Genomic DNA, 21,699 nt, shown 5'->3' with positions numbered 1-21,699 from the left:
ATACTATCACTTCATTTTACCACAAATGGGCTATTTACTCAAATCTTTTCTTTTGGGAAATGGCAGAGCAAGGAAGCAGGCAGAGGGATGACCCTCGGATGCTGATTGAGTATCTCCTGACTGAACCAGCCTAAGCCATCCAATGCTTGGTTTGGGTTGATAGGATAGACACTGGCTGATTGTCCACATAATGCCTCTGTCAGCAAGGAATAGGTCTGAGCATAAACAAAACTCTGGGGTGGTTGCCCACCCAGTTCCCGAATGGTCTCCAAGGGTACAGGTTCATCAAATAAGCCCAAACTCTTAATGGGAGAAGCATAGGTCTCTGTAAACCGAAACAACCGAGCTTTAATAGGCTCAGCAAGATCACTAGCCAGCAAGTCAGAAATTTCCAACCGTTCCTCCAAATCTAAGTAGCCAACAATGGCTTTTACTGGGCTAGATAGATAAAGATAGGCACGCAAGTCCCCTTTTGGCAGGCGTTTCCGATACTCAAACTGTTTTTGACCCGTTAAAAGGCTAGGAAAAACAGCTGGACTAAAACTCAAAATCAATGCTTTCACTTAGCTCTCCTCCCCCAAGGTCAAAGTCGGTACATCGTGTTGGACACAGGTAACGCCTTTCTTGTCCATGAGGGCAATGGCAAAGGGATGAGGCCGATAAGCTGTTTTGTAGGTAATTTTACTGATGCCTGCTTGCAAGAGAGCCTTGGTGCAGTTGATACAAGGGAAATGGGTCACGTAAAGCTCCGTCCCATTGGTCGAAATCCCCTCCTTGGCGCACTGAATGAGCGCATTCATCTCCGCATGGACAGTGCGAATACAGTGCCCATCTTCCATATAATGCCCTGTATCATCGCAATTGTCAGTTGCTGATACCCCGCCGTTGTAGCCCGTGGCAATGATGCGGTTATCCTTGACCAGAACTGCACCAACAAAGGCACGGTCACAGGTTGACCGCTTGGAAATCAGTTCGGCATTTGCCATGAAATAATCCTCCCAGGATAGGCGATTGCTCATCTCTTTTCTCCTATGCTTACAGCACAATCAATTCCTTAGGCGCCTTGGTTAGGACTTCGCAGCCTGTTTCGGTGATATAGAGGTCATCTTCGATACGGACACCGTAGCGCCCATCGAGGTAAATCCCAGGTTCGTCAGTTACCACCATACCAGCCTGCAAGTGACCAGCACCACGTCCAAAAAACGGCTCCTCGTGCACATCCAGTCCCATGCCATGACCGATACCGTGGGTAAAACGCTCCCCATAGCCAGCGTCAGCAATGATGCCTCTCGGCACCCCGTCATAGTCTGCGAAACTGAGCCCAGCCTGTGCTCGCTCAATCAGCGCAGCATTAGCCTGCAGGGCAACCTCATAAATGGCACGCTCCTCGTCAGTCGTCTGCCCGATGTGAATGGTCCGCGTCATGTCACTCACATAATGTTCAAAAACACAACCAAAATCCAGCGTCAGGCTCTCATGCTGAGCGATAACCTTGTCGCTAGCTACCCCATGAGGCATGGCAGAGCGGTATCCTGAAGCAACGATGGTCTCAAAGGACACGCCAGTTGCCCCTAGCTCACGCATGCGAAAGTCGAGGAAGTTAGCTACCTCACGCTCGGTCTTGCCAGGTTTGATAAAGTCCAGCGCATCCAAGAAAGCTTGGTCAGAAATCTGGCAGGCCTGACGAATGATGGCAAGCTCAGAAGCGTCTTTAATCTGGCGCAGCTCTTCCACAAACCCATAAACAGGCTTGAGCTCGTAACCCTCAAAGCGGTTAGCCAGTGCCTGATAATAAGCATAAGATACCTGATTGTCAAAACCGATAGTAGCCAGTTGCTCATCGGCAATGAGCCGAGCAATCTCACCCAGCGCATCGCGGCTATCCACCACTTCAAAGTCAGCAATCACCTGCTTAGCGATGAGGATATAGCGGCTATCAGTGACAAAAATACGGCGTTGCTGGCTGATAAAAACCGTCCCAGCTGAGCCCCAAAATCCTGTCAGGTAATAAATATTTTTCTCACCCGTCACCAAAAAGCCATCAAGCTCTTCAGCCCTCAATTTCTCTAAAAACCGTTCTAAACGTGTCATGTTCATCATGTCCTTTCATTGTTAAATGCTCCTGCGATCCGCGCAGCAGCTTCCATAATAAGAGCTTTAGGTGCAGCGGCATTGAGACGGAAACAGCACTTGCCCTCGCGACCAAAGGTCAGCCCGTCATTGAGTTGCACATTGGCCTCTTCCTCCAAACGTCTCGCAACCTCACTGTGCTTGAGCCCATAAGCAGAAAAATCCAGCCAAAGCAGGTAAGTCGCCTCTGGTCTCATAACCCTAAGGTCTGGGAGTTCTTTGGCAAAATAGCCGAGCAGGTCGCTGATATTGTCTTCCAACACCACTTTTAGCTCTGTCAACCACGGTAGCCCTTCCCTCAACGCCACCTCCGTAGCCACAAAACCGAGGTTTGAAATCTCATGTTGGTTGTTGGCCAGCTGACGGTCAGTAAATGCTTTCCTCAAGTCAGGATTCTTAATCAGGACAAAACTGTTCTTTGTTCCTGCGATATTAAAGGTCTTAGTTGCTGAAGCCAAAATAATAGCAAACTCAGCAAAACTGCGGTCCACTGTATAAAAAGACTGATGTCTCTTGCCCCAAAGGGTCAGGTCTTGATGAATTTCATCAGACACCATGATGACCCCATGCTGACGGCAAATCTCCCCCAAACGTTTCAGCTCTGCCATGTCCCAAACTCGCCCACCAGGGTTATGAGGATTACAGAAAATATAGAGCTTCACGCTATTGTCGACAATGTCACGCTCCAGCTGATCGAAATCAATGGCAAAACGACCGTCCTCAACGACCAGCGAGTTAGTCACAAGTGTGCGTTTATTGAGCTTGACCGAGCGAGCAAAAGGGGGGTAAACAGGAGTGTTGATCAGGACAGCGTCTCCTTCCTCCGTAAAGGCTTGAACCACCGTTGAAATGGCTGGTACAGCCCCCTCAATGAGAACGATGTCCTCGCGTGCCACCTCAACCCCATGCTGGTTTTGCTCCCAGTCTATAATCGCTTCAAAGAGGCTATCAGCTGGCGCATCGTAACCAAAGACCGAGCGCTTGGCAAACTGGGTCAGGGCTGCAGTCATCTCAGGAAAAACCTGAAAGTCCATGTCAGCAATCCACAACGGCAATAAGTCCTTGTCCTCACGCGTCTTTTGCCACTTAATCGCATTGGTGGCGAGACGGTCTGGTAAACTGGTGAAATTATATCGTGTCATCGCATCTTCCTCCTTTAAAGGTGGCGGTAGTGCCAATCATCCTGATCGTGGTAAAAGTAAAGTTCAGACAGCTTCTCGTCTTCAAAAATCGGCAGCATCTCTGCAAAACCAGCCGCTAAATCAGCCGCCACAAGCTTTGATCGTTCCATCCAGAAAACCTCTCCCTCATCAGACGAGCACAAGTCGCCTGAAAAGGTACTGGTCCTGTAAAGAAAGACAATATAGCGATACAACTCCTCGCTATGGGTAAACTGCTTGATCCCACAAAGTTGCAAATCCGAAACCGTCAATCCCGTTTCTTCAAAGACTTCACGGATAGCGGACGAAACAAAAGGCTCATTAGGCTCGATTTCCCCCCCCCACCTGGATAAACTAACCCAGGCCAATCAGGGTCTTTACGGTTTTGCACCAAGACCTTGGTGCCATCTGTCACCATACACATATTGGTTAAGATAACTGCTTCTGTTTTTGGCATCTTATCATCCCTAGTCAGCTAGCGCCTGTTCTAAATCCCAAATCAAATCAGTCACATCCTCAATACCGATGGACAGACGGAGCAAGTCGTCAGTCAAACCGTAGGCATGACGGGTCTCAGCAGGAATATCCGCATGCGTTTGGGTCGTCGGATAAGTGATTAAACTCTCAACCCCACCCAAACTTTCCGCAAAGGTGAAAATCTGTAACTTATTGAGCAAACTTGGAATCTTGCGCTCATCTTGCAGCTTGATGGACAGCATGCCACCCTTCCCTGGATAAAGGACTTCCTTGATGTGAGGAGAGCTCTTCAGATGGCTCACCAGATCACGGGCATTAGCGGTAGCTTTTTCCATACGGAGTTTGAGGGTCTTGAGCCCTCGCATGAGCATGTAACTGTCAAAAGGCGACAAGACAATCCCTGTCGTGTTGAGATTGAAAAAGAGCTGATCGTAAATGGCTTGATCATTAGTGATCACAGCTCCAGCCAGCACATCGTTGTGCCCCCCCAAATACTTGGTCGCCGAGTGAATGACTAAATCTGCCCCCAATTCAATTGGTCGCTGGTAAATCGGTGTATAGAAGGTATTATCAACGACGGTTTTAGCTCCAACAGTCTTAGCCTTGGCAGCAATTGTCGCAATATCAAACTCGTTCATCAGAGGATTGGTCGGTGTTTCGATGAAAACCACATCCACCGTCTCATCCAGTAACGTCAGCATATCATCTTCTGTATTGGCATAGACAAAACGAAACCGCCCTTGCTGCTCTACCTTATCAAACCAGCGGAAGGACCCACCATAAAGGTCACGGCAGGCTAGCACTTTTGCCCCCACAGGGAAAATCTCCATGGCCAGCATAAGCGCACTCATGCCTGAGCTAGTCGCCACCGCATAATCTGCTCCCTCAATCGCCGCCAGGGTTCGCTCCAAGTTAGTGCGGGTAGGATTTTTAGTGCGGGTGTAGTCAAAACCTGTCGACTGACCAAACTCTGGGTGCTGGTAGGTCGTTGAGAAGTGGATAGGCGACACCAAAGCCCCAGTCTGCTTGTCCACCCGAATACCTGCCTGCGCCAGCTGCGTCTCTAATTTCAATTCCTTATAATCCATAACCATCTCCATTTGTTCTTTTTCTTTCTATTTTACCATGATTTCGGAACAATAGCAGAGCAAAAACAAAGTTTTTTCACGCCACTCCTATCAGGACAGACATCACCGTTAGCCGTTCTTTAGAAGTAGTTTTTGAAACAGCAACAAAGACAACAACACTAGACGATCGTCTAAAAAACCAAGTTAGCTACCCATAAGGATTAAATAGCACTGATAACGATACAAGAGAATTTCAATCATAACAAAAAGCGCATAAGATCAAGTCCTCACCCTTGACCTTATGCCTTTTTCTCACAGTCTTATTATTTATTCGATTTTTATGCCGCGCGATTACTTCATTGTTTAACACAGCTGTCTAAACCGCTTTAAGCGTTAACGAATCCGGCAAATGTCCCTTAAACGTTGGGCGCGTTGACCTAGCAACTTATCGAGGCTGCGTGTTTTGAGAGATAGATACCCATAGACCATCATTCCTACACTTGCACCAACAACAAGGTGAACAGTCGCCAGTAAACGGCTAGACGGTTGGATAACCAAACTCAAGCCCCAATAAATGACAAAAACAGGCACACACATGAGCAGGGTATTGCGAGCGATGAGGGCAGTATCTCTAACTAAAATGTTGGGATTAAACTGAGTAACCGCACGCAAGTGACGATAGAAGAGGATTGATGGGACTAACAGGGCTAAAGCTGTTGATAACACTGGCCCATAAGCCTGAAACAGGAATAATAAGGGCAGTTGAGTGAGCAACTTCACCACCACACCATAGTAGAAATAGCGGACTGCCGCCCGGCTTTCATTGACCGCATGTAGGACCGGTGATAGGGCAAAATAGGCACACTGCAAGAAGGTCTGGGCAAGTGTCGCGATAAACAAGCCTATGGCGAGATTTTCTGACGGGTTATAGAAGACAACGTAAAGTGGTTCTGCCAGTAGAATAGCCCCCATCAATGCAGGCAGAGCAAAGACTGTCAGCATTTGAAAACCATTGAGCATCAGACGAGCAACCCCGCGCTTATCTCCCTTGATGTGGCTCTCCGTCAATAATGGGATGCCGACATCACCAATCGTAATCGCTACCGCCACAATCAGCATAACTATCTTATTGGGATTGGCAGATAGGTAGGCATAAATGACGGTCAGGCGCTCCTTACTATCTTCCGTGAGGAATGACAAAACGTTAACAAAGGTTGCTTGATCGATTAACTGGTACAGCTGAATGGCAACTCCTGTCAAAATCATCGGAATCGCTGTCCGAAACGTTTCTTTGATGAGTTGCAAACTTTCCTGATACTGCACCTTAATTGGCGATGCTTTCAGGAATTTACTCAAGAGCCCAGACTGCCAAAAGTAATACCCCAACACAGCAAAGCTAGCTAACATGCCAACAAAGGCAGCAAATGTCGATTGGGTGACAGCTGACACGTAGTCTTTTGACCCCATTTTCATGATGTAAAAGGTGGTCAACAGCATCCAAATGACACGGATAAGCTGTTCTGCTAACTGACTCAGAGCATTTGGTTTAACATGGTGATAACCCTGAAAAATACCTCGACACACACTCATCATCGGAAAGACCAGAACAGCCAAAGTCAAGCTTCTAAGCACAGGAACTAAAGTCTGTTCTGCGCCTGACAACCGTGATAAGACCGGTGCCCCAAGGTACAAAATAGAGGCGAAAATAAGACCCGACAGGAACATGATGCCGATAAATTGTTTCGCCAGTCCAATCCCTTTGGCTTCTTGGTCAATCGCATTATACTTAGCAATCTGTTTTGAAATTGCTGTGTTAATCCCTGTCGTGGATAGCACCAAAAAAGTAGCATAGAGGGTGTAGCCCATGCCATAAAGAGCGTTAGCTTGTGGTGCTGCAACCTTACCCATCCAAGCATACCACGGAATGATATAAACTGCCCCTAGCAAACGTCCTGCGATGTTAGCGAAAGTCAACCAAGCTGTCCCTCGCAACATCTTCTCTTCTCGGCTGAGCTGGTTTGTTTGACTGTTTTCTTCTAGCACGTGTTATCCTAATCTTTCTATAGTCTATCTTTTTATTATAAACTTTTACCTGTCACTTGTAAAATGCCAACTTTGGGTTTACAATAGAGGTATGATAAACCTATTAGAGATTTTCGAGATATTGAAAGCAGATGACAACCTTGTCACTCTCGCTCCTAGCTGGGCTGACACCAGTTTTACCAAACTCAGCTACGATAGCTGTCAGGTCGATGCAGATACCCTCTTTTTCGTCAAGGGGGCTGGCTTTGACCCTATTTATCTGGAGCAGGCTGTTCAGGCTGGTCTGACCTATTATGTGGCAGAAAAAACCTACGATGTTGCCTGCTCTGCTATTGTCGTCAAAGATGTCAAACGTGCCATGAGCCTGGTTGCCATGCGCTTTTACGACAACCCTCAAGATAAGCTGAAACTGTTGGGCTTTACGGGCACTAAGGGCAAGACTACTGCTGCCTACTTTGCCTACCATATCTTGCGCCAAAGCCACAAACCTGCCCTGCTGTCAACCATGAGCACAACCCTAGACGGCGAGACCTTTTTCAAGTCCCAGCTGACCACGCCAGAGAGTTTGGATCTCTTTGCCATGATGGCTGAGGCGGTCCAAAACGGTCGCTCCCACCTCATCATGGAGGTGTCCAGCCAAGCCTACCTGACCAAGCGGGTCTACGGACTAACCTTTGATGTCGGGGTCTTTCTCAATATCACGCCCGACCATATCAGCCCCATTGAGCACCCGAATTTTGAGGACTATTTCGCTCACAAGCGACTCTTATTGGACAATAGCCGAGCGGTCATCATCAACGCAGGCATGGACCATGCCGCTGCGGTGCTCGAGCAAGTAGCAGACAAAGACCTTGACACTTACGGTAAGGGTTCTAATAACCGTGTCGTGACCTCATCTGCCTTTGACTTTACAGCGACAGGAAAATTAGCTGGGCAGTACAGCATCCAACTGCTGGGGGATTTCAACCAAGACAATGCTATCGCTGCTGGATTAGCCTGTCTACGATTGGGGGCTAGCTTAACTGACATCAGGTTAGGCATCGCTCAAACCACCGTGCCAGGTCGGATGGAGATCCTAACTCAAGCGAACGGTGCCAAGGTTTTTGTTGACTATGCTCACAACGGTGACAGCCTCGACAAACTCATCAAGGTTGTGACGACTGCCCAAACAGGACAAGCCTTTCTCATTATCGGCTCGACAGGCAATAAGGCTGAAAGTCGCCGTGCCGATTTTGGGCGCGTCATCAATCACTACCCTGAACTACAGATTATTTTAACGGCAGATGACCCCAACCGAGAAGATCCTTTTGCCATCTGCCAAGAAATCGCTAGCCACATTAACCGTCCTGTCACCATCGAAGTGGACCGTGAAACAGCTATCCGACTTGCCCTCTCACAAACCAAAACCAGTCAGGATGCTGTTATCATCGCTGGCAAAGGCAGGGATACCTACCAAATCATCAATGATCAAAAAGTCCCTTACCACGGGGACTGGGAGATTGCCAATCAGAACTTGTAAGATAAAAAATCCGCCCAAGGGGACGGATTTTTTAAATTTATTTGACAGTTGCTGTGCTGGTGATCACTTCAACTGCTTTTTTCATCGCAACATCGTGCTTGAGCATCTCTGGTGAAAGGAGGCTACGCACTTGCTCAACTGGCATGTTGTATTCTGTTGCCAAATCGTTGATTTCTTTTTCGATTTCTTCATCAGTTGCCTCAAAGCCTTCTGCTTTAGCAATCGCTTCGATAACAAGATTTGTACGAGTACGTTTTTCAGCATCGCCTTCAAATTGCTTGTGAAGGTCATCTTGTGTTGTTCCTGTCAACTGGAAGTACATGTCTGGTGAAATACCTTGGCGTTGCATGTTGCCCATAAACTCGTTCATGGCACGGTGAACTTCGTCGTGAACCATTTCTTCTGGGAGGTCAACGATTTCTGCATTAGCGACAGCGAGTTCGAGCGCAGCCCCTTCGACCACATCGTCATAAGCAACAGCTTTTTCAGCTTCCAAATCTTTGCGATACTTCGCTTTTAAGTCGTCAAGAGTTTCAACGTCTTCGTCGATGTCTTTTGCCAATTCGTCATCAAGGGCAGGAACTTCTTTAGCTTTGACTTCATGGACAGTTGTGACAAAGAGGGCGTCTTTGCCAGCCAAATCTTCTGCCTGATAGTTTTCTGGGAAAGTCACGTTAACATTGACCGTCTCACCAGCCTTGCTACCAACCAACTGGTCTTCGAAGCCTGGGATAAATTGACCGCTACCAAGCGCTAGTGAGAAGTTCTCACCTTTACCGCCGTCAAACTCAACACCATCAACAGAACCAACGAAGTCGATAACAACAGTGTCACCGTCCTCAGCCGCACCGTCTTTAACGACCAATTCAGCCAAGTTTTGACGCGCACGCTCGATTTTAGCATCTACTTCTTCGTCAGTTACTTCTTTGGTTTCAGTGACGTCGACAGCCAAGTTTTTGTAGTCACCAAGTTTTACTTCTGGCTTCGTCACCACTTCAGCTGTGATGGTCCAGTCTTGACCTTTTTCCATAGAAGCGATATCGATTTTTGGTTGGGCAACCACGTCCAAACCAAGCTCCGCAACAGCAGCCTCATAAGCGCTAGGCAAGATGCTGTTAAGAGCTTCCTCGTAGAGAGCTTCTTCACCAAAACGTTGGTTGAAGACGGCACGTGGAATGTTGCCTTTACGGAAACCTGGGGCGTTAAGATTTTTCTTGATTTTATTGAATGCCTTATCAAGAGCTGGCTTGCTTTGCTCCTGACCGATGGTGAAAGTGATCACACCACGGTTGGTTGTTTTGTTTTCAAATGTTGCAGACATGCTGTCACACTCCTTAAAAAATAATATACAGCCTATTTTACCATATTTTAGGCAAATGTGGAACTATTTTTACTGGTTAGAGGAATTTTTTCGTCAGTTCTTATGAGCTGTTAACAGGACTATCCGAACAATAAACCTATAACCATGCAAAATTTCTTACATTTCATCTGGTGCTTCAACACCGAGCAAGGCGAGGGCTTGCTTAAGCACGATAGCGGTCGCATAGCTGAGAGCTAGGCGGCTATCTCGTTCTGGGCTATCGTCCAAAATCAGAGTGTGGGCATAGTATTTGTTAAAGCTCTGAGCGAGATTGATTGCAAACTTAGCAATGACATCAGGCGTTAGCTTATCAGCTGCCCGTGTGATGGTGGCTGGAAATTCCTGCAAAAGTTTGATAATCTCCCAAGCATCCGCATCATCTAAGCTGTAAGAAGCTCCTGCATCTGGTTGAAAATCAGCCTTTCTCAGGATTGATTGAATCCGAGCATGGGCGTACTGAACATAGGGACCCGTTTCTCCTTCAAAAGATACCATAGCTTCTAAATCAAAATCATAACCATTGTTACGGTCAGTTTTGAGATCGTAGAACTTGATTGCACCGACACCAACAGCATGAGCCACCGCATCTTTGTCGGCCAGATGAGGATTTTTCGCCTCAATCTGCGCCTTAGCTCGGCTAACAGCTTCTGCGATGGTTGGCTCAAGCAAAATCACATTGCCCTTACGGGTCGAGAGTTTCTGACCACCCTTGGTCACCAAACCAAAGGACACATGCTCAACATCTTGGTGCCAAGCATAACCCATTTCATTAAGCACAGCTTTGAGCTGCTTGAAGTGGGCAGACTGCTCCTGACCGACCACATAGATGCTCTTAGCAAAATCGTAGGTGCGCTTGCGGTAAAACGCCGCTGCCAAGTCACGGGTGATGTAAAGCGTAGCACCATCTGATTTTTTAATCAAGGCAGGGTGTTCGATGCTGTACTTGGTCAAATCGACTACCTGAGCACCATTTGAGAGCTGCAATAAGCCCTTGCTTTCCAGCAGGTCAACCACTTCGTCCATCTTGTCATTGTAAAAGGCTTCACCATTGAGGCTATCAAATTGAACCCCCAGTTCCGCATAGATACGGTTGAACTCCACCAAACTCTCATCGCGGAACCATTGCCAGAGTTCGAGCGCTTCTTGGTCGCCGTTTTCCAGTTTGAGGAACCAGTCCCGACCTTCTTGGTCAAGACTAGGGTCAGCCTTGGCCTCATCGTTGATCCGAACGTAAAGTTTTAGCAACTCGGCAATCGGGTTCGCTTTCACTGCTTCTTCATTGCCCCATTTTTTATAAGCCACAATGAGCAGACCAAACTGCTTGCCCCAGTCACCGAGGTGGTTGATACGGACAGTTTTGTAACCAATTTTTTGGAAAATCTTAGCCAAACTATCCCCGATAACGGTCGAGCGTAGATGTCCGATAGAAAATGGCTTAGCGATGTTGGGACTAGATAAGTCAATCGCGACGGTCTGTCCTGCCCCAATAGCCTGGTCACCATAACGTTCACCCGCTGCGATGACCTCTGACAACACTTCTGCTGAAATCTGTCGTTTATCCAAGAAAAAGTTAAGGTATGGACCAACTGCTTCAACCTTATCAAACTGTGTCTTGTCAATCTGCTCGGCGATGTCGCTGGCAATAGCCTGCGGTGCCTGACGAAGAGCCTTAGCCAAACTGAAGGTCGGAAAGGCCAAGTCTCCCATACTCGCATGCTTTGGTTTTTCTAAGAGGTTAGCGATGGCCTGCTCGTCCAACTGGTCAATATGCTTGGCCAGCTCTTGAGCGATGAGTTGTTTTGCAGTCATAATCTGTCTCCAAAAATTATTTTTCCTTTTATTTTACCACAAAATAAAGCTAAGGCAAAGATGAAAAAGGCTGAAAAAAATCGTGATTTTTGCTATACTGGAAAAAATGAACTGACGGAGGTGACCATGTCTAAAGAAAAAATTTCCCCTGGTATGCAACAGTATTTAGACATCAAGGCTCAATACCCTGATGCCTTTTTACTCTTTCGCATGGGGGATTTCTATGAACTTTTCTACGAGGATGCTGTCAAGGCTGCTCAACTCTTAGAACTCAACTTGACCAGCCGCAACAAAAATGCTGAACATCCTATTCCCATGGCTGGCGTGCCCCATCATTCTGCCCAGCAGTACATTGATGTCTTGATTGATTTAGGGTATAAGGTAGCCATAGCCGAGCAGTTAGAAGACCCTAAGTCTGCTGTTGGTGTGGTCAAAAGAGATGTCGTTCAGGTCATCACCCCAGGCACGGCGGTTGATATGACCAAGCCAGACGCCGCCAATAACTTCCTTGTTGCCATCGATCGGCTTGCAGGCAAATTCGGGCTGGCTTATATGGACGTTTCTACTGGCGAATTTTTTGCAACCCAGCTCAGTGATTTTACGGCAATCTGCAGCGAAATCCAAACCTTGAGAGCTAGAGAAGTCGTTATCGGCTATGATTTGTCAAACACAGAAGAGCAACTGCTGACCAAGCAACTCAATCTCCTCCTGTCAGAGGAAAAAACAGAGGGCACAGCCGATCATTTATTAGACCAGCAATTATCAGCTGTTGAACGCTCTGCTGCGGGCAAGTTGCTCCAATACCTCCAAAATACCCAAAAACGGGAACTCACGCACCTGCAACCTCTTGTGCATTACGAAACAAAAGACTATCTCCAGATGAGTTACGCGACCAAGACCAGCCTTGACCTGCTGGAAAACAGTCGGACACATAAGAAACAAGGGAGCTTATTTTGGCTCTTAGATGCCACCAAGACTGCCATGGGAACAAGGCTCTTGCGTGCATGGATAGACCGTCCCCTGATTAACTTGACTGCTATCACCAATCGGCAAGAGATTATCCAGACCTTCTTAGATGACTTTATCACGCGTCATGATCTAACCGACAGTTTCCGTGGGGTTTATGATATTGAGCGACTGGCTAGTCGAGTCTCTTTTGGCAAGGCCAACCCTCGTGACCTGCTACAGCTGGGACAGACCCTGGCTCAGGTGCCCTATATCCGTGCAATTCTGACAAGCTTTGGGGCTTCTTGTCTGGAAGACTTGGTGACACGTCTAGACAGCCTGCCAGAGTTAGAAAGCCTCATCAGCTCTGCTATTGACCCTGACGCCCCCAATACGATAACCGAAGGCAACATCATCAAAACAGGCTTTGACGAGCAACTGGATCGCTACCGCAAGGTCATCCGCGAAGGGACTGGATGGATTGCAGACATTGAAGCCAAAGAACGCGCCAACTCAGGTATTAGCAACCTAAAAATCGATTATAATCGCAAAGATGGCTATTACTTCCATGTGACCAACTCACAGCTCAGCCATGTTCCAGACCATTTTTACCGTAAGGCGACCCTGAAAAATTCCGAACGCTTCGGTACAGCAGAACTTGCCAAAATCGAGGGTGAGATGCTGGAAGCCAGAGAGCAGTCTGCCAGCCTGGAGTACGATATTTTCATGCGTATCAGGCAGCAAGTCGAGACCTACATTGGGCGTTTGCAGAGCCTGGCCAAAACCTTAGCCGAGGTTGATGTGCTTCAAAGCCTTGCGACTGTGGCAGAAACCAATCACTACATCAGACCGACCTTTAACCAAGAGGCTCGCATTGCCATCATTGACGGTCGACATGCCGTCGTTGAGAAAGTCATGGGCAAGCAGGTTTATGTGCCAAATTCGATTCACCTTGACCAGACCACAGCTATTCAGCTCATCACGGGACCCAATATGGCAGGTAAGTCTACCTATATGAGGCAGCTAGCGCTCACTGTCATTATGGCGCAAATGGGAGCTTATGTCGCAGCTGAGAGCTGTGACCTGCCACTCTTTGACGCTATTTTCACACGTATTGGTGCTTCTGATGACTTGATTTCAGGGCAATCGACCTTTATGGTGGAAATGATGGAAGCCAATCAAGCCATCAGGCGTGCCAATGACCGGTCACTCATTCTCTTTGACGAACTCGGTCGAGGCACGGCTACCTATGATGGCATGGCGCTAGCGCAATCCATCATCGAACATCTTCATGACCATATCGGTGCAAAGACCCTCTTTGCCACTCACTATCACGAGCTCACCAGTCTAGCCGACACCCTGCCTCACCTCGTCAACGTTCACGTGACCACTCTGGAAAAAGACGGCGAGGTGACCTTTCTCCATAAAATCGCAGACGGTCCTGCCGACAAGTCCTACGGTATACACGTTGCCAAAATCGCTGGACTCCCGACCAGTCTCCTATCTCGGGCGGAGAGGGTCCTTCATGACTTGGAGACGGCTTCGCCTGCGCTATCGGACAATAGCCGAGCAGACAAACACGGTACCAGAGAGCAGAAAGAGACCACTGGGCAATTAGACCTCTTTGAGCAAGGACATGATTCTCTAATCGAAGCCAAGCTCAAAAACATGGATGTCATGACCATGACCCCTATGGAAGCCATGAATGCTCTCTATGAACTCAAAAACTTACTATAAGCCACAAGCTACGACAACAAAAGGAGACAAGATGAAAAAATTAGATAGACGCTTACGTTACACCCTCAATGCCCTCTGGCTGGCAGCAGGAATCTGTATCGGCAGTCTCATTTCTGCTCTCAGACATGGGGAGAATTGGATAAAAAGTGCCCTCCTTCTTCTGACCGTCAGCGCGATGATTTATTCTTGGGAAAGCATCTCGACCTTAATCAAAGATAAACTCGTCCCTGCTGAAGAGGAAAGGTTTGGGAAGTAAGCCTATCCACTTCGCTACCTGTACAAAACCTTGATATTAGTTAGACGTTAAGCTATCCTGACTTTCTTGTCAATCGATTTTTTGCCACTTTTGTGATAAAATAAAGATAGATAATATGCAAGCGATAACATTTCTGGCACATTTTCAAGGAGGTTATAGGATGAAAAAAATTCTAAATCAAGCAGTACTGCAACTATTTTTCGTTGACTTAGTTGTCGTCAGCGCTCTCTATTACAAAGAACAATTTTCCTTACAGGCGACCTTGTTTTACGGATTTTTTCTCTTTTTATTTCATGGCGTTATCGTGATAAGGTCTCTGTACAACAAATTTTATGATGAATTTTATGACGACTACAGCAAAAAATAAACAAAATCGAGGCTGCTTGCTCCTCGATTTTTTGCGTTGAAACTAGGAGATGGACTATCACACATAATCTGCGTCATCTTTTTTGACTACCGAAAGCTAATGGAAACAAGCCGTGCAGCAGTCAAACCATCACTGCTGTCGTCAATCAAAGTGGTAACCCTTATGGTTAAGATAAAATAAGCAACTTTCTGTCTGCACTATGGTACAATAAACCTATGACACATTATGACACAATCGTTATCGGCGGCGGGCCTGCTGGCATGATGGCCGCCATTTCCTCCAGCTACTACGGACAGAAGACATTACTGGTTGATAAAAACAGAAAACTTGGCAAGAAACTCTCTGGCACAGGCGGCGGTCGGTGCAACGTGACCAACAACGGGACCTTAGAAGACCTCATCGCAGGTATACCTGGCAACGGGCGCTTCTTGTACAGTGTCTTCTCCCAGTTTGACAACCATGATTTGATTCGCTTTTTTGAGGACAATGGGGTCAAACTCAAGGAGGAAGACCATGGTCGCATGTTCCCAGTCACGGACAAATCCAAGACCATCATTGATTGCTTGGTTGGAAAAATCGCAGAGCTGGGCGGACAGGTGCGAACCCAGTTTGAGGTCGTCTCGGTGAAAAAAAGTGATGGCACCTTTCAGGTCAAATCAGCAGATGAGCAACTGACCTGTGATCGCCTTATCGTCGCAACAGGGGGCAAATCTTATCCTTCAACAGGCTCAACAGGCTTTGGTCATGACATCGCTAGGCACTTCAAGCTAGCAGTCACAGCGCTCGAGGCGGCTGAAAGCCCCTTACTCACAGACTTTCCCCACAAGGCCTTACAAGGTATCTCCTTGGACGAAGTGACCTTATCCTACGGTAAACACGTCATCACCCACGATTTGCTCTTTACTCATTTTGGCCTGTCGGGACCTGCTGCTCTGCGCCTATCCTCCTTTGTTAAGGGAGGTGAGACCATTTATTTGGATGTTTTACCTGACCATAGCCGATCTGAGCTTGAGACCTATCTGGAGCGCGAGCGTGAAAAATCCCTGAAAAATGCCCTGAAATCCCTCCTGCCAGAACGGATGGCGGACTTTATCGCTCAGCCATTTTCTGAAAAGGTCAAACAGTTAACGCACAAAGAGCGCGAGGAACTGCTCAATCGTCTCAAACACCTGCCTATCCCTGTTACAGGCAAGATGAGCCTAGCCAAGTCCTTTGTGACCAAGGGCGGCGTTGACCTGAGAGAAATTAACCCCAAGACCCTAGAGAGCAAACAGGTGCCTGGGCTTCATTTTGTCGGTGAGGTGCTGGATATCAACGCCCACACGGGCGGCTTTAACATCACTGCAGCCCTCTGCGGTGGCTGGGTGGCTGGCAGTTTACACTTTTAGACTGAACAAAAAGCGTCGACTGACGCTTTTTACTTTCCATTCTTTTTCCGCACGACTTATGACTTAAAAACTTCCCAGAAAGGCAGACAAATTTTCAAAACTGTGCAAGTACCAAGGCAGCCAGACTCCTTGTCCCTTGTTATAGAGATAACCCAAAACGAGACCACTCATGGCATGAGGAAGAACACTGAACAGCTCTGCTCAACTCAGCTGATGCATGTGAATCATTCCGAATAACAAGGCCTGAACACTTAGCGATAGAGCATAGGGCATGACTTTCTGACACCACCCAAAAATAATATGGCGATAAACCACTTCTTCGACAAAGGGACCCAATACCCCTAACACTAATAAAATCAAAACTTTTGGAAACCGATTCAGAACCTGCGTTATTGCCGTATCATTTTGCAACTGATAGCCACTTAATCCAAATAGGCTCAGCAAGGTGTCACTCAGCAACACACCGAGCGTGCCCAATAAAACCACAGCAACATAAGCACCTAGCAACCACCACAGGATTTTCCAGCCCAGTGAGGTCACTTTTTGGAAAGACTGCCTTAACTCTTGCCGAAAGAGATAGGCCGCAAGGAACGCTAAGACGCCATAAGACGCGAAGATATGGACACCATGCGGAAAAATGGCACTCAGAAGTTTTCCCTTGATGAGAAACAGATAGAGCAGCAGGTAGCCAATAGGAACGAGAGAGCGGTTATGAGACATAGGTCACCTCTTTTGTTTAGTGTGATAAATCTCCGACCAAACGTAAAAGAGTAGAAGCCCGAACAGCGTTAGAGAAAAGAGTGGCATGCCCTTGATAGCAACCAAACTCCCCAACAAGAGAATTGATAAGAGCGTCAGGTACCGCCAGAGATGCCGACGAGTTGGCTGAGCTAACGGCAACGCGTCCTTAGCCAGACCTAGCAGTTCATCTACCGAAATACCATAAAATGCTGACAAGCGAGCCAAATTATCGCTATCCGGTACTGTCCGATCTTTTTCCCAATTGATGATGGTCTGACGAGACAGCAACAGCAGTTGGGCTAATTGGTCTTGGGTATAGCCCTTTTCTTGTCGTAGAGACTTCAAACGCTCCCCGATGGTCATTGATTTATCCTCCCTAAAGGTAACAGATTAAGCGCGCCATGCCTAGTCAAGATCTGTTGACATGAGCCTGTTTGCTGTGTTAAAGGTCTTGAACATGCTGTTGCTAGCACCTTCAAGTTGACAAGTCTGTCAACCTAATATTTCCCTAACTCACGTAAGCTGGTGTGGTTTTCCTGAATGCGGCGGAACATTTTTTCCATGTCTGACTTGCTAAAGTTGACAAGGACAGGACGACCGTGAGGGCAGTTGTAAGGATTGTCACATTGGGCGAGCTGTACCAGCAAGTCCCGTGCGGAGTAGTCGTCTAGCTTGTGATTGGCCTTGATGCTGCGTTTGCAGGACATCATGATGGCCAATTCTGCTCGGTACTGCTTGATGGAGACCTGATTGGTCAACAGCAGCATGTCACACATTTCATAGACGCCGCTTTCGATTTCCTCTTCCTTCATCCAGATAGGGTGCTCACGTAGGATAAAGGTGTTCTGTCCGTAAGGCTCGAGGTTGACGCCAACTTCCTGTAGTAGCTCTGCCTTTGCCTGCAAGGTCAAAAAATCACTGGATGAAAACTCAAAGAGATAAGGGACTAAGAGCTGCTGGAGCGAGCTGTCAACTTCGGCAATCTTGTCCCGATAATACTCGTACTTCACTCGCTCCTGAGCGGCGTGCTGGTCGATGATGTAGAGCCCGCCTTGCCCTTGTGCAAAGAGGTAGGTCCCGTGCATCTGCCCGAAATACTCCAACTCTGGAAAGGTCGACCGTTCCTCCTGCTCCAAGTTAGCCACCAAGCGCGACAGTTTCTTTCGATCCGCCTGCCAGCCATGTTCCCCGTCCTCTAGGTTAACTGCCTCCCTCTGGGCAAACTGCACACTGGCTGGTCTTTGCTCAGTTTCTGGGCAAATAGCAGAACTAGCCGTCGGACTAGGGCTGTCAACCATCTTGACAAGATTGTCAACCTGCTCTTCAACCACCACTGATTGGGGCTGATCTTTGAGGAAAAAGTCCTGCTTTTCTGTGTCATAGTAGAGGTTGGTCTGCTTGAGACTGAGGCTGGTCTGAACCGGCTTTTCAGCTCGTTTAACACTGGATTTAGCTAGATTTTCCAAGGCATCTGGAATCAAGGTTTGCTCTTTCAGACTAGCTACGATAGCTTGCTTAATCAGTGCCATCAGCTCTTTTTCCTTAGAAATCCGCACCTCCTGCTTGGTCGGATGGACGTTGACATCCGCCAAATAAGGATCAATCTGAATGTCAATCACTGCAATTGGAAACCGTCCCACCATCAGCTTGCTCCCGTAGCCATCTAAAATTGCACGACTGAGCAAAAAGTTCTTGATATAGCGCCCATTGATCAGCAAGGTGATGTAGTTGCGATTGGCACGCGTTAACTCAGGCAAACTGACATAGCCCGACACTTCAAAATCCAAGTCACTGGCTGAAATCTCAATCATCTTGCGTGCTGTTCCCAGACCGTAGATACCAGCGATGGCTTGGCGTAGGTCGCCTGTCCCAGCAGTCTTGGTCAGCTCACGCCCATCACTGATTAGGGTAAAGGCCACCTCTGGGTGTCCTAGACTGAGGCGGTTAACCACATCGATGACACTTGAGGTCTCCGCCTGCAAACCTTTCAGGTATTTGAGCCTAGCAGGGGTGTTAAAAAAGAGATTTTCTACCCTTATTTGTGTGCCAACAGGACGAGAAATAATCTCTTGTTGCTCAATAACACCACCATTGGCCACCAGTTTAAGACCGTGCTCTGCTTCTGCGGACTGGGTTTTGATGGTCATCAGACTGACTGAGGCAATCGAAGGCATGGCTTCACCCCGAAACCCTAGTGTTCGGATACGAAAGAGGTCGCCTTGATTTTTGATTTTACTGGTGGCATGTCGACGTAAACTCAAAGGTACATCTTCTGGCACCATTCCTTCTCCGTTGTCAATTATCTGGATCAGTTTGAGCCCGCCCTCTTCAATGGTGATAGTAATTTGACTGCTGCCTGCATCAATAGCATTTTCAACCAGCTCTTTAACCACACTAGCTGGGCGCTCAACCACCTCACCTGCAGCAATTTGGTTGGCTAGGACTTCTGGTAATTCAATAATTTTTGACATAAATTTCTCTCTTTGTGCTAATCTTAATTTCATTATATCACAAACGGCGCTCATCACAAAAAGACACCAGCCCTAGCTGATGTCCTGATGAGACACTGCCTGCACTGACAGGTCAAACGGTTTATGTTGTACTGTTACTCGGTGCTGATGTAGGACAAGAGAGCATCAGCTGTGGTGGTCGGCAATATCCGCACTCGGTTGAGGGTTAATAAGCCGTTAGACAGACTCGCTAGACCTTCATTTGTGGTTAGACCGAGTTTATAGCCTGCCTGATTAGCTACTGCTAGCGTGTCTTCGTTGTATCGCCCTGCTGGGTAGACAATGGTCGTGGTTTCCTGATGGAGCAGTTGATCGAGATAGGTTTTACTGTCTGTCAGCTCTGCTATTTGCCCATCAACCCCTGTAGTACTAAGATCTGGGTGCGTCACCGTGTGCCCCTCAAAGGTCATGCCTGCTGCTTGCATCTCCAAGAGCTGCGCTTCGGTAAGGTGTCCAGCCTGCTGTTCTTGCGTTAGCCCTGTGATGACGTTGTTGGTCGCCGTGGCCCCATATTTTTGCAAAATGGGATAGGCTACGTCATGAAAGTCCCAGAGGCTATCATCAAAGGTCAGCCAAACCACTTTATTCGCCGGCAGAGCATTCTCGGTTAGGGCACGGTAGGCCTCAGCAGGTGTCAAAAAGTGATAACCAGCTTCCTTCAGCGCCTTAACGTGGCTCTCAAACACGTCAGGTGCTACAATCAGATTGGCGTTGTGCGCCTCCTCTGGTGCCATATCGTGAATGGCATGGTACATGAGGATAGGAATTTTGACAGGCTCCTGTTGCTTGATCCAGGTTGACGATACCTCTTGACGACTGGTTGACGTTGCTTCCCCTGTTTGGCTAACAGATGGCTGCTGAGCTATCGTTTGTGGTTCAGCTTGTTCAAAAAAGACTTGTTTGCCTAAAAAGCCTAAAACAAGTAGTAAGGCAACTATAGCTAGACATAAACTAGCAATCAAGCCAGATTGAGAGGACGACTTCCGTGAACGACGTTGCATGATACACTCCTTTTTCTATTTATTATAGCATACACTCCCTAGATAAAACAAACAACCCACTAGAGAACTAGCAGGTCGTTTGCGGAGATTTATGAAAAAGTTTTAGGAATGGAATAATTATACCCACAGAACCTTAAAGAAAACTTAAACAACCTAATAATAGCATCAAAAGCTAAAATAAGAAATAACTCAACAGTCCTACGCCTAACATGTCACTGATGGCATGAGCCCAGAAAAATGGGAAAAGATTTTTCTCTTTCATCCGAGTGTAGAGCAAATAGTAAATCGTTCCAAGCATGAAACCAATTGCCAAGGCGGAAATATTGCCTTGGTAGGTATGAAAGGCATAGCGAACAATCAGGGAATAAAAGAAAATTAGTTTACGGTGCTGGGATTCCACGCTCAAACACATCCCCAAAAAGAAAATCTCTTCGTAAAAACCATTTAACAAGGAATAAATCACTAAAGATAAGTCAATCGACTGAAGTTTTTCAATGAATGGGTGCATGGTTGAGGTAGTATACTGAACGGCCTCACTGAACTGTGACAGCGCCTCTTCAGGTGGAAAAATACTGTAGGCCACCATAAAATAAAGGTCAAAAATGATAGCAACGCCGATAAAGAGTAAAATCCCCCAAAGAATGGATTTTAAGTTGATTTTAATAGGCCAACTTGAAAAATCAAATCTGCGCCACCAGAGGTACAAAAATGCTAACAATAGCAGAGGCACCTGCCCCCAAAAAGCAGCCCAGTTGACTGCACTGGTAAACTCTGGCAATTCCGCCGTCGCTGTGTTGTCTAAATTGATATAAGCCATCATGGAGTCCTGAATAAAACGGCCAAACATGATAAGGCTCAAAACAACCACATCCCACCACTTTAGATACTTCAGTGGCTCTTTTGGTCTCAGTGTGGTAAAGGTCATGTCAAACCTTCCTTTCTGTTGCATTTAATTTAGTGTCAACAATAGAAATCAGTTGAAAACACCGTATAACATCATCAGTTTAATCTTTTTCCCTAAAATTTTCCTAAAATAAGGTGTAAGGAGAATAGTCAAAACCTCTGCTGCACGACTGACAGCAGAGGTTGGTGAAAGAATTTAGGCAACGATAGCTTTAGCAACTTCTTCTGTCGTCATGCGTGAGAAGTAGTGGCTCGTGTCGATGGTTTGGAGTTTGGCCAAGACATC

The 21,699-nt window shown here is 47.1% G+C and carries 17 protein-coding genes and 2 pseudogenes; 5 read left to right on the top strand and 14 right to left on the bottom strand.

Going from position 1 to position 21,699, the window contains the following annotated elements; all coding sequences use genetic code 11:
* Window positions 1-38 precede the first annotated feature (38 nt).
* The 7 genes and pseudogenes from ACERC8_RS02540 to ACERC8_RS02510 form a co-directional block, all read right to left on the bottom strand.
* The gene (locus ACERC8_RS02540) at window positions 39-563 is read right to left on the bottom strand and encodes a hypothetical protein (RefSeq protein WP_373658340.1); all 525 of its coding nucleotides are present in this window, start codon (window positions 561-563) and stop codon (window positions 39-41) included.
* Window positions 564-1,019: a cytidine/deoxycytidylate deaminase family protein gene (locus ACERC8_RS02535; protein ID WP_373658339.1), complete on the bottom strand. Its 456-nt coding sequence runs from the start codon at window positions 1,017-1,019 to the stop codon at window positions 564-566.
* Window positions 1,020-1,035: 16 nt separating this feature from the next.
* On the bottom strand, window positions 1,036-2,097 hold the full coding sequence (locus ACERC8_RS02530) for a M24 family metallopeptidase (protein ID WP_373658338.1): 1,062 nt from the start codon (window positions 2,095-2,097) through the stop codon (window positions 1,036-1,038).
* Window positions 2,097-3,272, bottom strand: coding sequence for a MalY/PatB family protein (locus ACERC8_RS02525; protein WP_373658337.1), 1,176 nt, complete (start codon window positions 3,270-3,272; stop codon window positions 2,097-2,099). The genes ACERC8_RS02530 and ACERC8_RS02525 overlap by 1 nt, the downstream gene beginning before the upstream one ends.
* A 14-nt stretch (window positions 3,273-3,286) precedes the next feature.
* Window positions 3,287-3,747, bottom strand: a pseudogene (locus ACERC8_RS02520) (8-oxo-dGTP diphosphatase).
* 10 nt (window positions 3,748-3,757) lie between these two features.
* Window positions 3,758-4,855 carry a cystathionine gamma-synthase gene (locus ACERC8_RS02515; RefSeq protein ID WP_373658336.1) on the bottom strand — a complete coding sequence of 366 codons (1,098 nt, stop codon included), beginning with the start codon at window positions 4,853-4,855 and terminating at the stop codon, window positions 3,758-3,760.
* A gap of 372 nt (window positions 4,856-5,227) precedes the next feature.
* Window positions 5,228-6,829, bottom strand: a complete 1,602-nt coding sequence (locus tag ACERC8_RS02510; RefSeq protein WP_373658370.1) for an oligosaccharide flippase family protein — start codon at window positions 6,827-6,829, stop codon at window positions 5,228-5,230.
* A 139-nt stretch (window positions 6,830-6,968) separates the two neighbouring features.
* On the opposite strand from ACERC8_RS02510, the gene ACERC8_RS02505 reads away from it, so the two are divergent.
* A complete protein-coding gene (locus tag ACERC8_RS02505; RefSeq protein WP_373658335.1) occupies window positions 6,969-8,396 on the top strand; it encodes a UDP-N-acetylmuramoyl-L-alanyl-D-glutamate--L-lysine ligase in 1,428 nt (475 codons plus the stop codon).
* 37 nt (window positions 8,397-8,433) lie between these two features.
* Here ACERC8_RS02505 and tig read toward each other — a convergent pair whose 3' ends face one another.
* Window positions 8,434-9,717 carry a trigger factor gene (gene tig, locus ACERC8_RS02500; RefSeq protein ID WP_373658334.1) on the bottom strand — a complete coding sequence of 428 codons (1,284 nt, stop codon included), beginning with the start codon at window positions 9,715-9,717 and terminating at the stop codon, window positions 8,434-8,436.
* A 156-nt stretch (window positions 9,718-9,873) separates the two neighbouring features.
* A complete protein-coding gene (argS, locus tag ACERC8_RS02495) occupies window positions 9,874-11,565 on the bottom strand; it encodes an arginine--tRNA ligase (RefSeq protein ID WP_373658333.1) in 1,692 nt (563 codons plus the stop codon).
* A 126-nt stretch (window positions 11,566-11,691) separates the two neighbouring features.
* Here argS and mutS point away from each other — a divergent pair, with 126 nt between their 5' ends.
* The 4 genes from mutS (at window position 11,692) to ACERC8_RS02475 (ending at window position 16,258) form a co-directional block, all read left to right on the top strand.
* Window positions 11,692-14,247 carry a DNA mismatch repair protein MutS gene (gene mutS / locus ACERC8_RS02490; protein ID WP_373658332.1) on the top strand — a complete coding sequence of 852 codons (2,556 nt, stop codon included), beginning with the start codon at window positions 11,692-11,694 and terminating at the stop codon, window positions 14,245-14,247.
* 31 nt (window positions 14,248-14,278) lie between these two features.
* Window positions 14,279-14,503, top strand: coding sequence for a hypothetical protein (locus tag ACERC8_RS02485; RefSeq protein WP_373658331.1), 225 nt, complete (start codon window positions 14,279-14,281; stop codon window positions 14,501-14,503).
* 160 nt (window positions 14,504-14,663) lie between these two features.
* The gene (locus ACERC8_RS02480) at window positions 14,664-14,870 is read left to right on the top strand and encodes a hypothetical protein (protein ID WP_018368899.1); all 207 of its coding nucleotides are present in this window, start codon (window positions 14,664-14,666) and stop codon (window positions 14,868-14,870) included.
* A gap of 215 nt (window positions 14,871-15,085) precedes the next feature.
* Complete coding sequence (locus ACERC8_RS02475) at window positions 15,086-16,258, top strand: NAD(P)/FAD-dependent oxidoreductase (protein WP_373658330.1); 1,173 nt, start codon at window positions 15,086-15,088, stop codon at window positions 16,256-16,258.
* 63 nt (window positions 16,259-16,321) lie between these two features.
* On the opposite strand, the pseudogene ACERC8_RS02470 reads toward ACERC8_RS02475, so the two are convergent.
* The 5 genes and pseudogenes from ACERC8_RS02470 to ACERC8_RS02450 all read right to left on the bottom strand — a co-directional run bounded on the left by ACERC8_RS02470 (window position 16,322) and on the right by ACERC8_RS02450 (window position 21,435).
* A pseudogene (locus ACERC8_RS02470) lies at window positions 16,322-16,978 on the bottom strand (lysostaphin resistance A-like protein).
* A gap of 3 nt (window positions 16,979-16,981) precedes the next feature.
* The gene (locus tag ACERC8_RS02465; protein ID WP_373658329.1) at window positions 16,982-17,362 is read right to left on the bottom strand and encodes a helix-turn-helix domain-containing protein; all 381 of its coding nucleotides are present in this window, start codon (window positions 17,360-17,362) and stop codon (window positions 16,982-16,984) included.
* Between the two features lie 134 nt (window positions 17,363-17,496).
* The gene (gene mutL / locus ACERC8_RS02460) at window positions 17,497-19,470 is read right to left on the bottom strand and encodes a DNA mismatch repair endonuclease MutL (RefSeq protein ID WP_373658328.1); all 1,974 of its coding nucleotides are present in this window, start codon (window positions 19,468-19,470) and stop codon (window positions 17,497-17,499) included.
* 134 nt (window positions 19,471-19,604) lie between these two features.
* Entirely contained in the window at window positions 19,605-20,510 is a 906-nt protein-coding gene (locus ACERC8_RS02455) for a polysaccharide deacetylase family protein (protein WP_373658327.1), read from the bottom strand.
* A 172-nt stretch (window positions 20,511-20,682) separates the two neighbouring features.
* Window positions 20,683-21,435, bottom strand: a complete 753-nt coding sequence (locus tag ACERC8_RS02450) for a type II CAAX prenyl endopeptidase Rce1 family protein (protein ID WP_373658325.1) — start codon at window positions 21,433-21,435, stop codon at window positions 20,683-20,685.
* Between the last annotated feature and the right edge of the window lie 264 nt (window positions 21,436-21,699).

The sequence above is a fragment of the Streptococcus sp. E29BA genome (genome assembly GCF_041807805.1).
GTDB lineage: Bacteria > Bacillota > Bacilli > Lactobacillales > Streptococcaceae > Streptococcus > Streptococcus entericus.
This window is presented reverse-complemented; position numbering and strand designations above follow the sequence as displayed.

Coding starts and splice junctions, on each gene's coding strand:
- argS (WP_373658333.1), bottom strand. CDS start 11,565: ATGACTGCAAAACAACTCATCGCTCAAGAGCTGGCCAAGCATATTGAC.
- ACERC8_RS02485 (WP_373658331.1), top strand. CDS start 14,279: ATGAAAAAATTAGATAGACGCTTACGTTACACCCTCAATGCCCTCTGG.
- ACERC8_RS02525 (WP_373658337.1), bottom strand. CDS start 3,272: ATGACACGATATAATTTCACCAGTTTACCAGACCGTCTCGCCACCAAT.
- tig (WP_373658334.1), bottom strand. CDS start 9,717: ATGTCTGCAACATTTGAAAACAAAACAACCAACCGTGGTGTGATCACT.
- ACERC8_RS02530 (WP_373658338.1), bottom strand. CDS start 2,097: ATGAACATGACACGTTTAGAACGGTTTTTAGAGAAATTGAGGGCTGAA.
- ACERC8_RS02480 (WP_018368899.1), top strand. CDS start 14,664: ATGAAAAAAATTCTAAATCAAGCAGTACTGCAACTATTTTTCGTTGAC.
- ACERC8_RS02475 (WP_373658330.1), top strand. CDS start 15,086: ATGACACATTATGACACAATCGTTATCGGCGGCGGGCCTGCTGGCATG.
- ACERC8_RS02535 (WP_373658339.1), bottom strand. CDS start 1,019: ATGAGCAATCGCCTATCCTGGGAGGATTATTTCATGGCAAATGCCGAA.
- ACERC8_RS02450 (WP_373658325.1), bottom strand. CDS start 21,435: ATGACCTTTACCACACTGAGACCAAAAGAGCCACTGAAGTATCTAAAG.
- ACERC8_RS02515 (WP_373658336.1), bottom strand. CDS start 4,855: ATGGATTATAAGGAATTGAAATTAGAGACGCAGCTGGCGCAGGCAGGT.
- mutL (WP_373658328.1), bottom strand. CDS start 19,470: ATGTCAAAAATTATTGAATTACCAGAAGTCCTAGCCAACCAAATTGCT.
- ACERC8_RS02510 (WP_373658370.1), bottom strand. CDS start 6,829: ATGTTGCGAGGGACAGCTTGGTTGACTTTCGCTAACATCGCAGGACGT.
- ACERC8_RS02455 (WP_373658327.1), bottom strand. CDS start 20,510: ATGCAACGTCGTTCACGGAAGTCGTCCTCTCAATCTGGCTTGATTGCT.
- ACERC8_RS02465 (WP_373658329.1), bottom strand. CDS start 17,362: ATGACCATCGGGGAGCGTTTGAAGTCTCTACGACAAGAAAAGGGCTAT.
- ACERC8_RS02505 (WP_373658335.1), top strand. CDS start 6,969: ATGATAAACCTATTAGAGATTTTCGAGATATTGAAAGCAGATGACAAC.
- mutS (WP_373658332.1), top strand. CDS start 11,692: ATGTCTAAAGAAAAAATTTCCCCTGGTATGCAACAGTATTTAGACATC.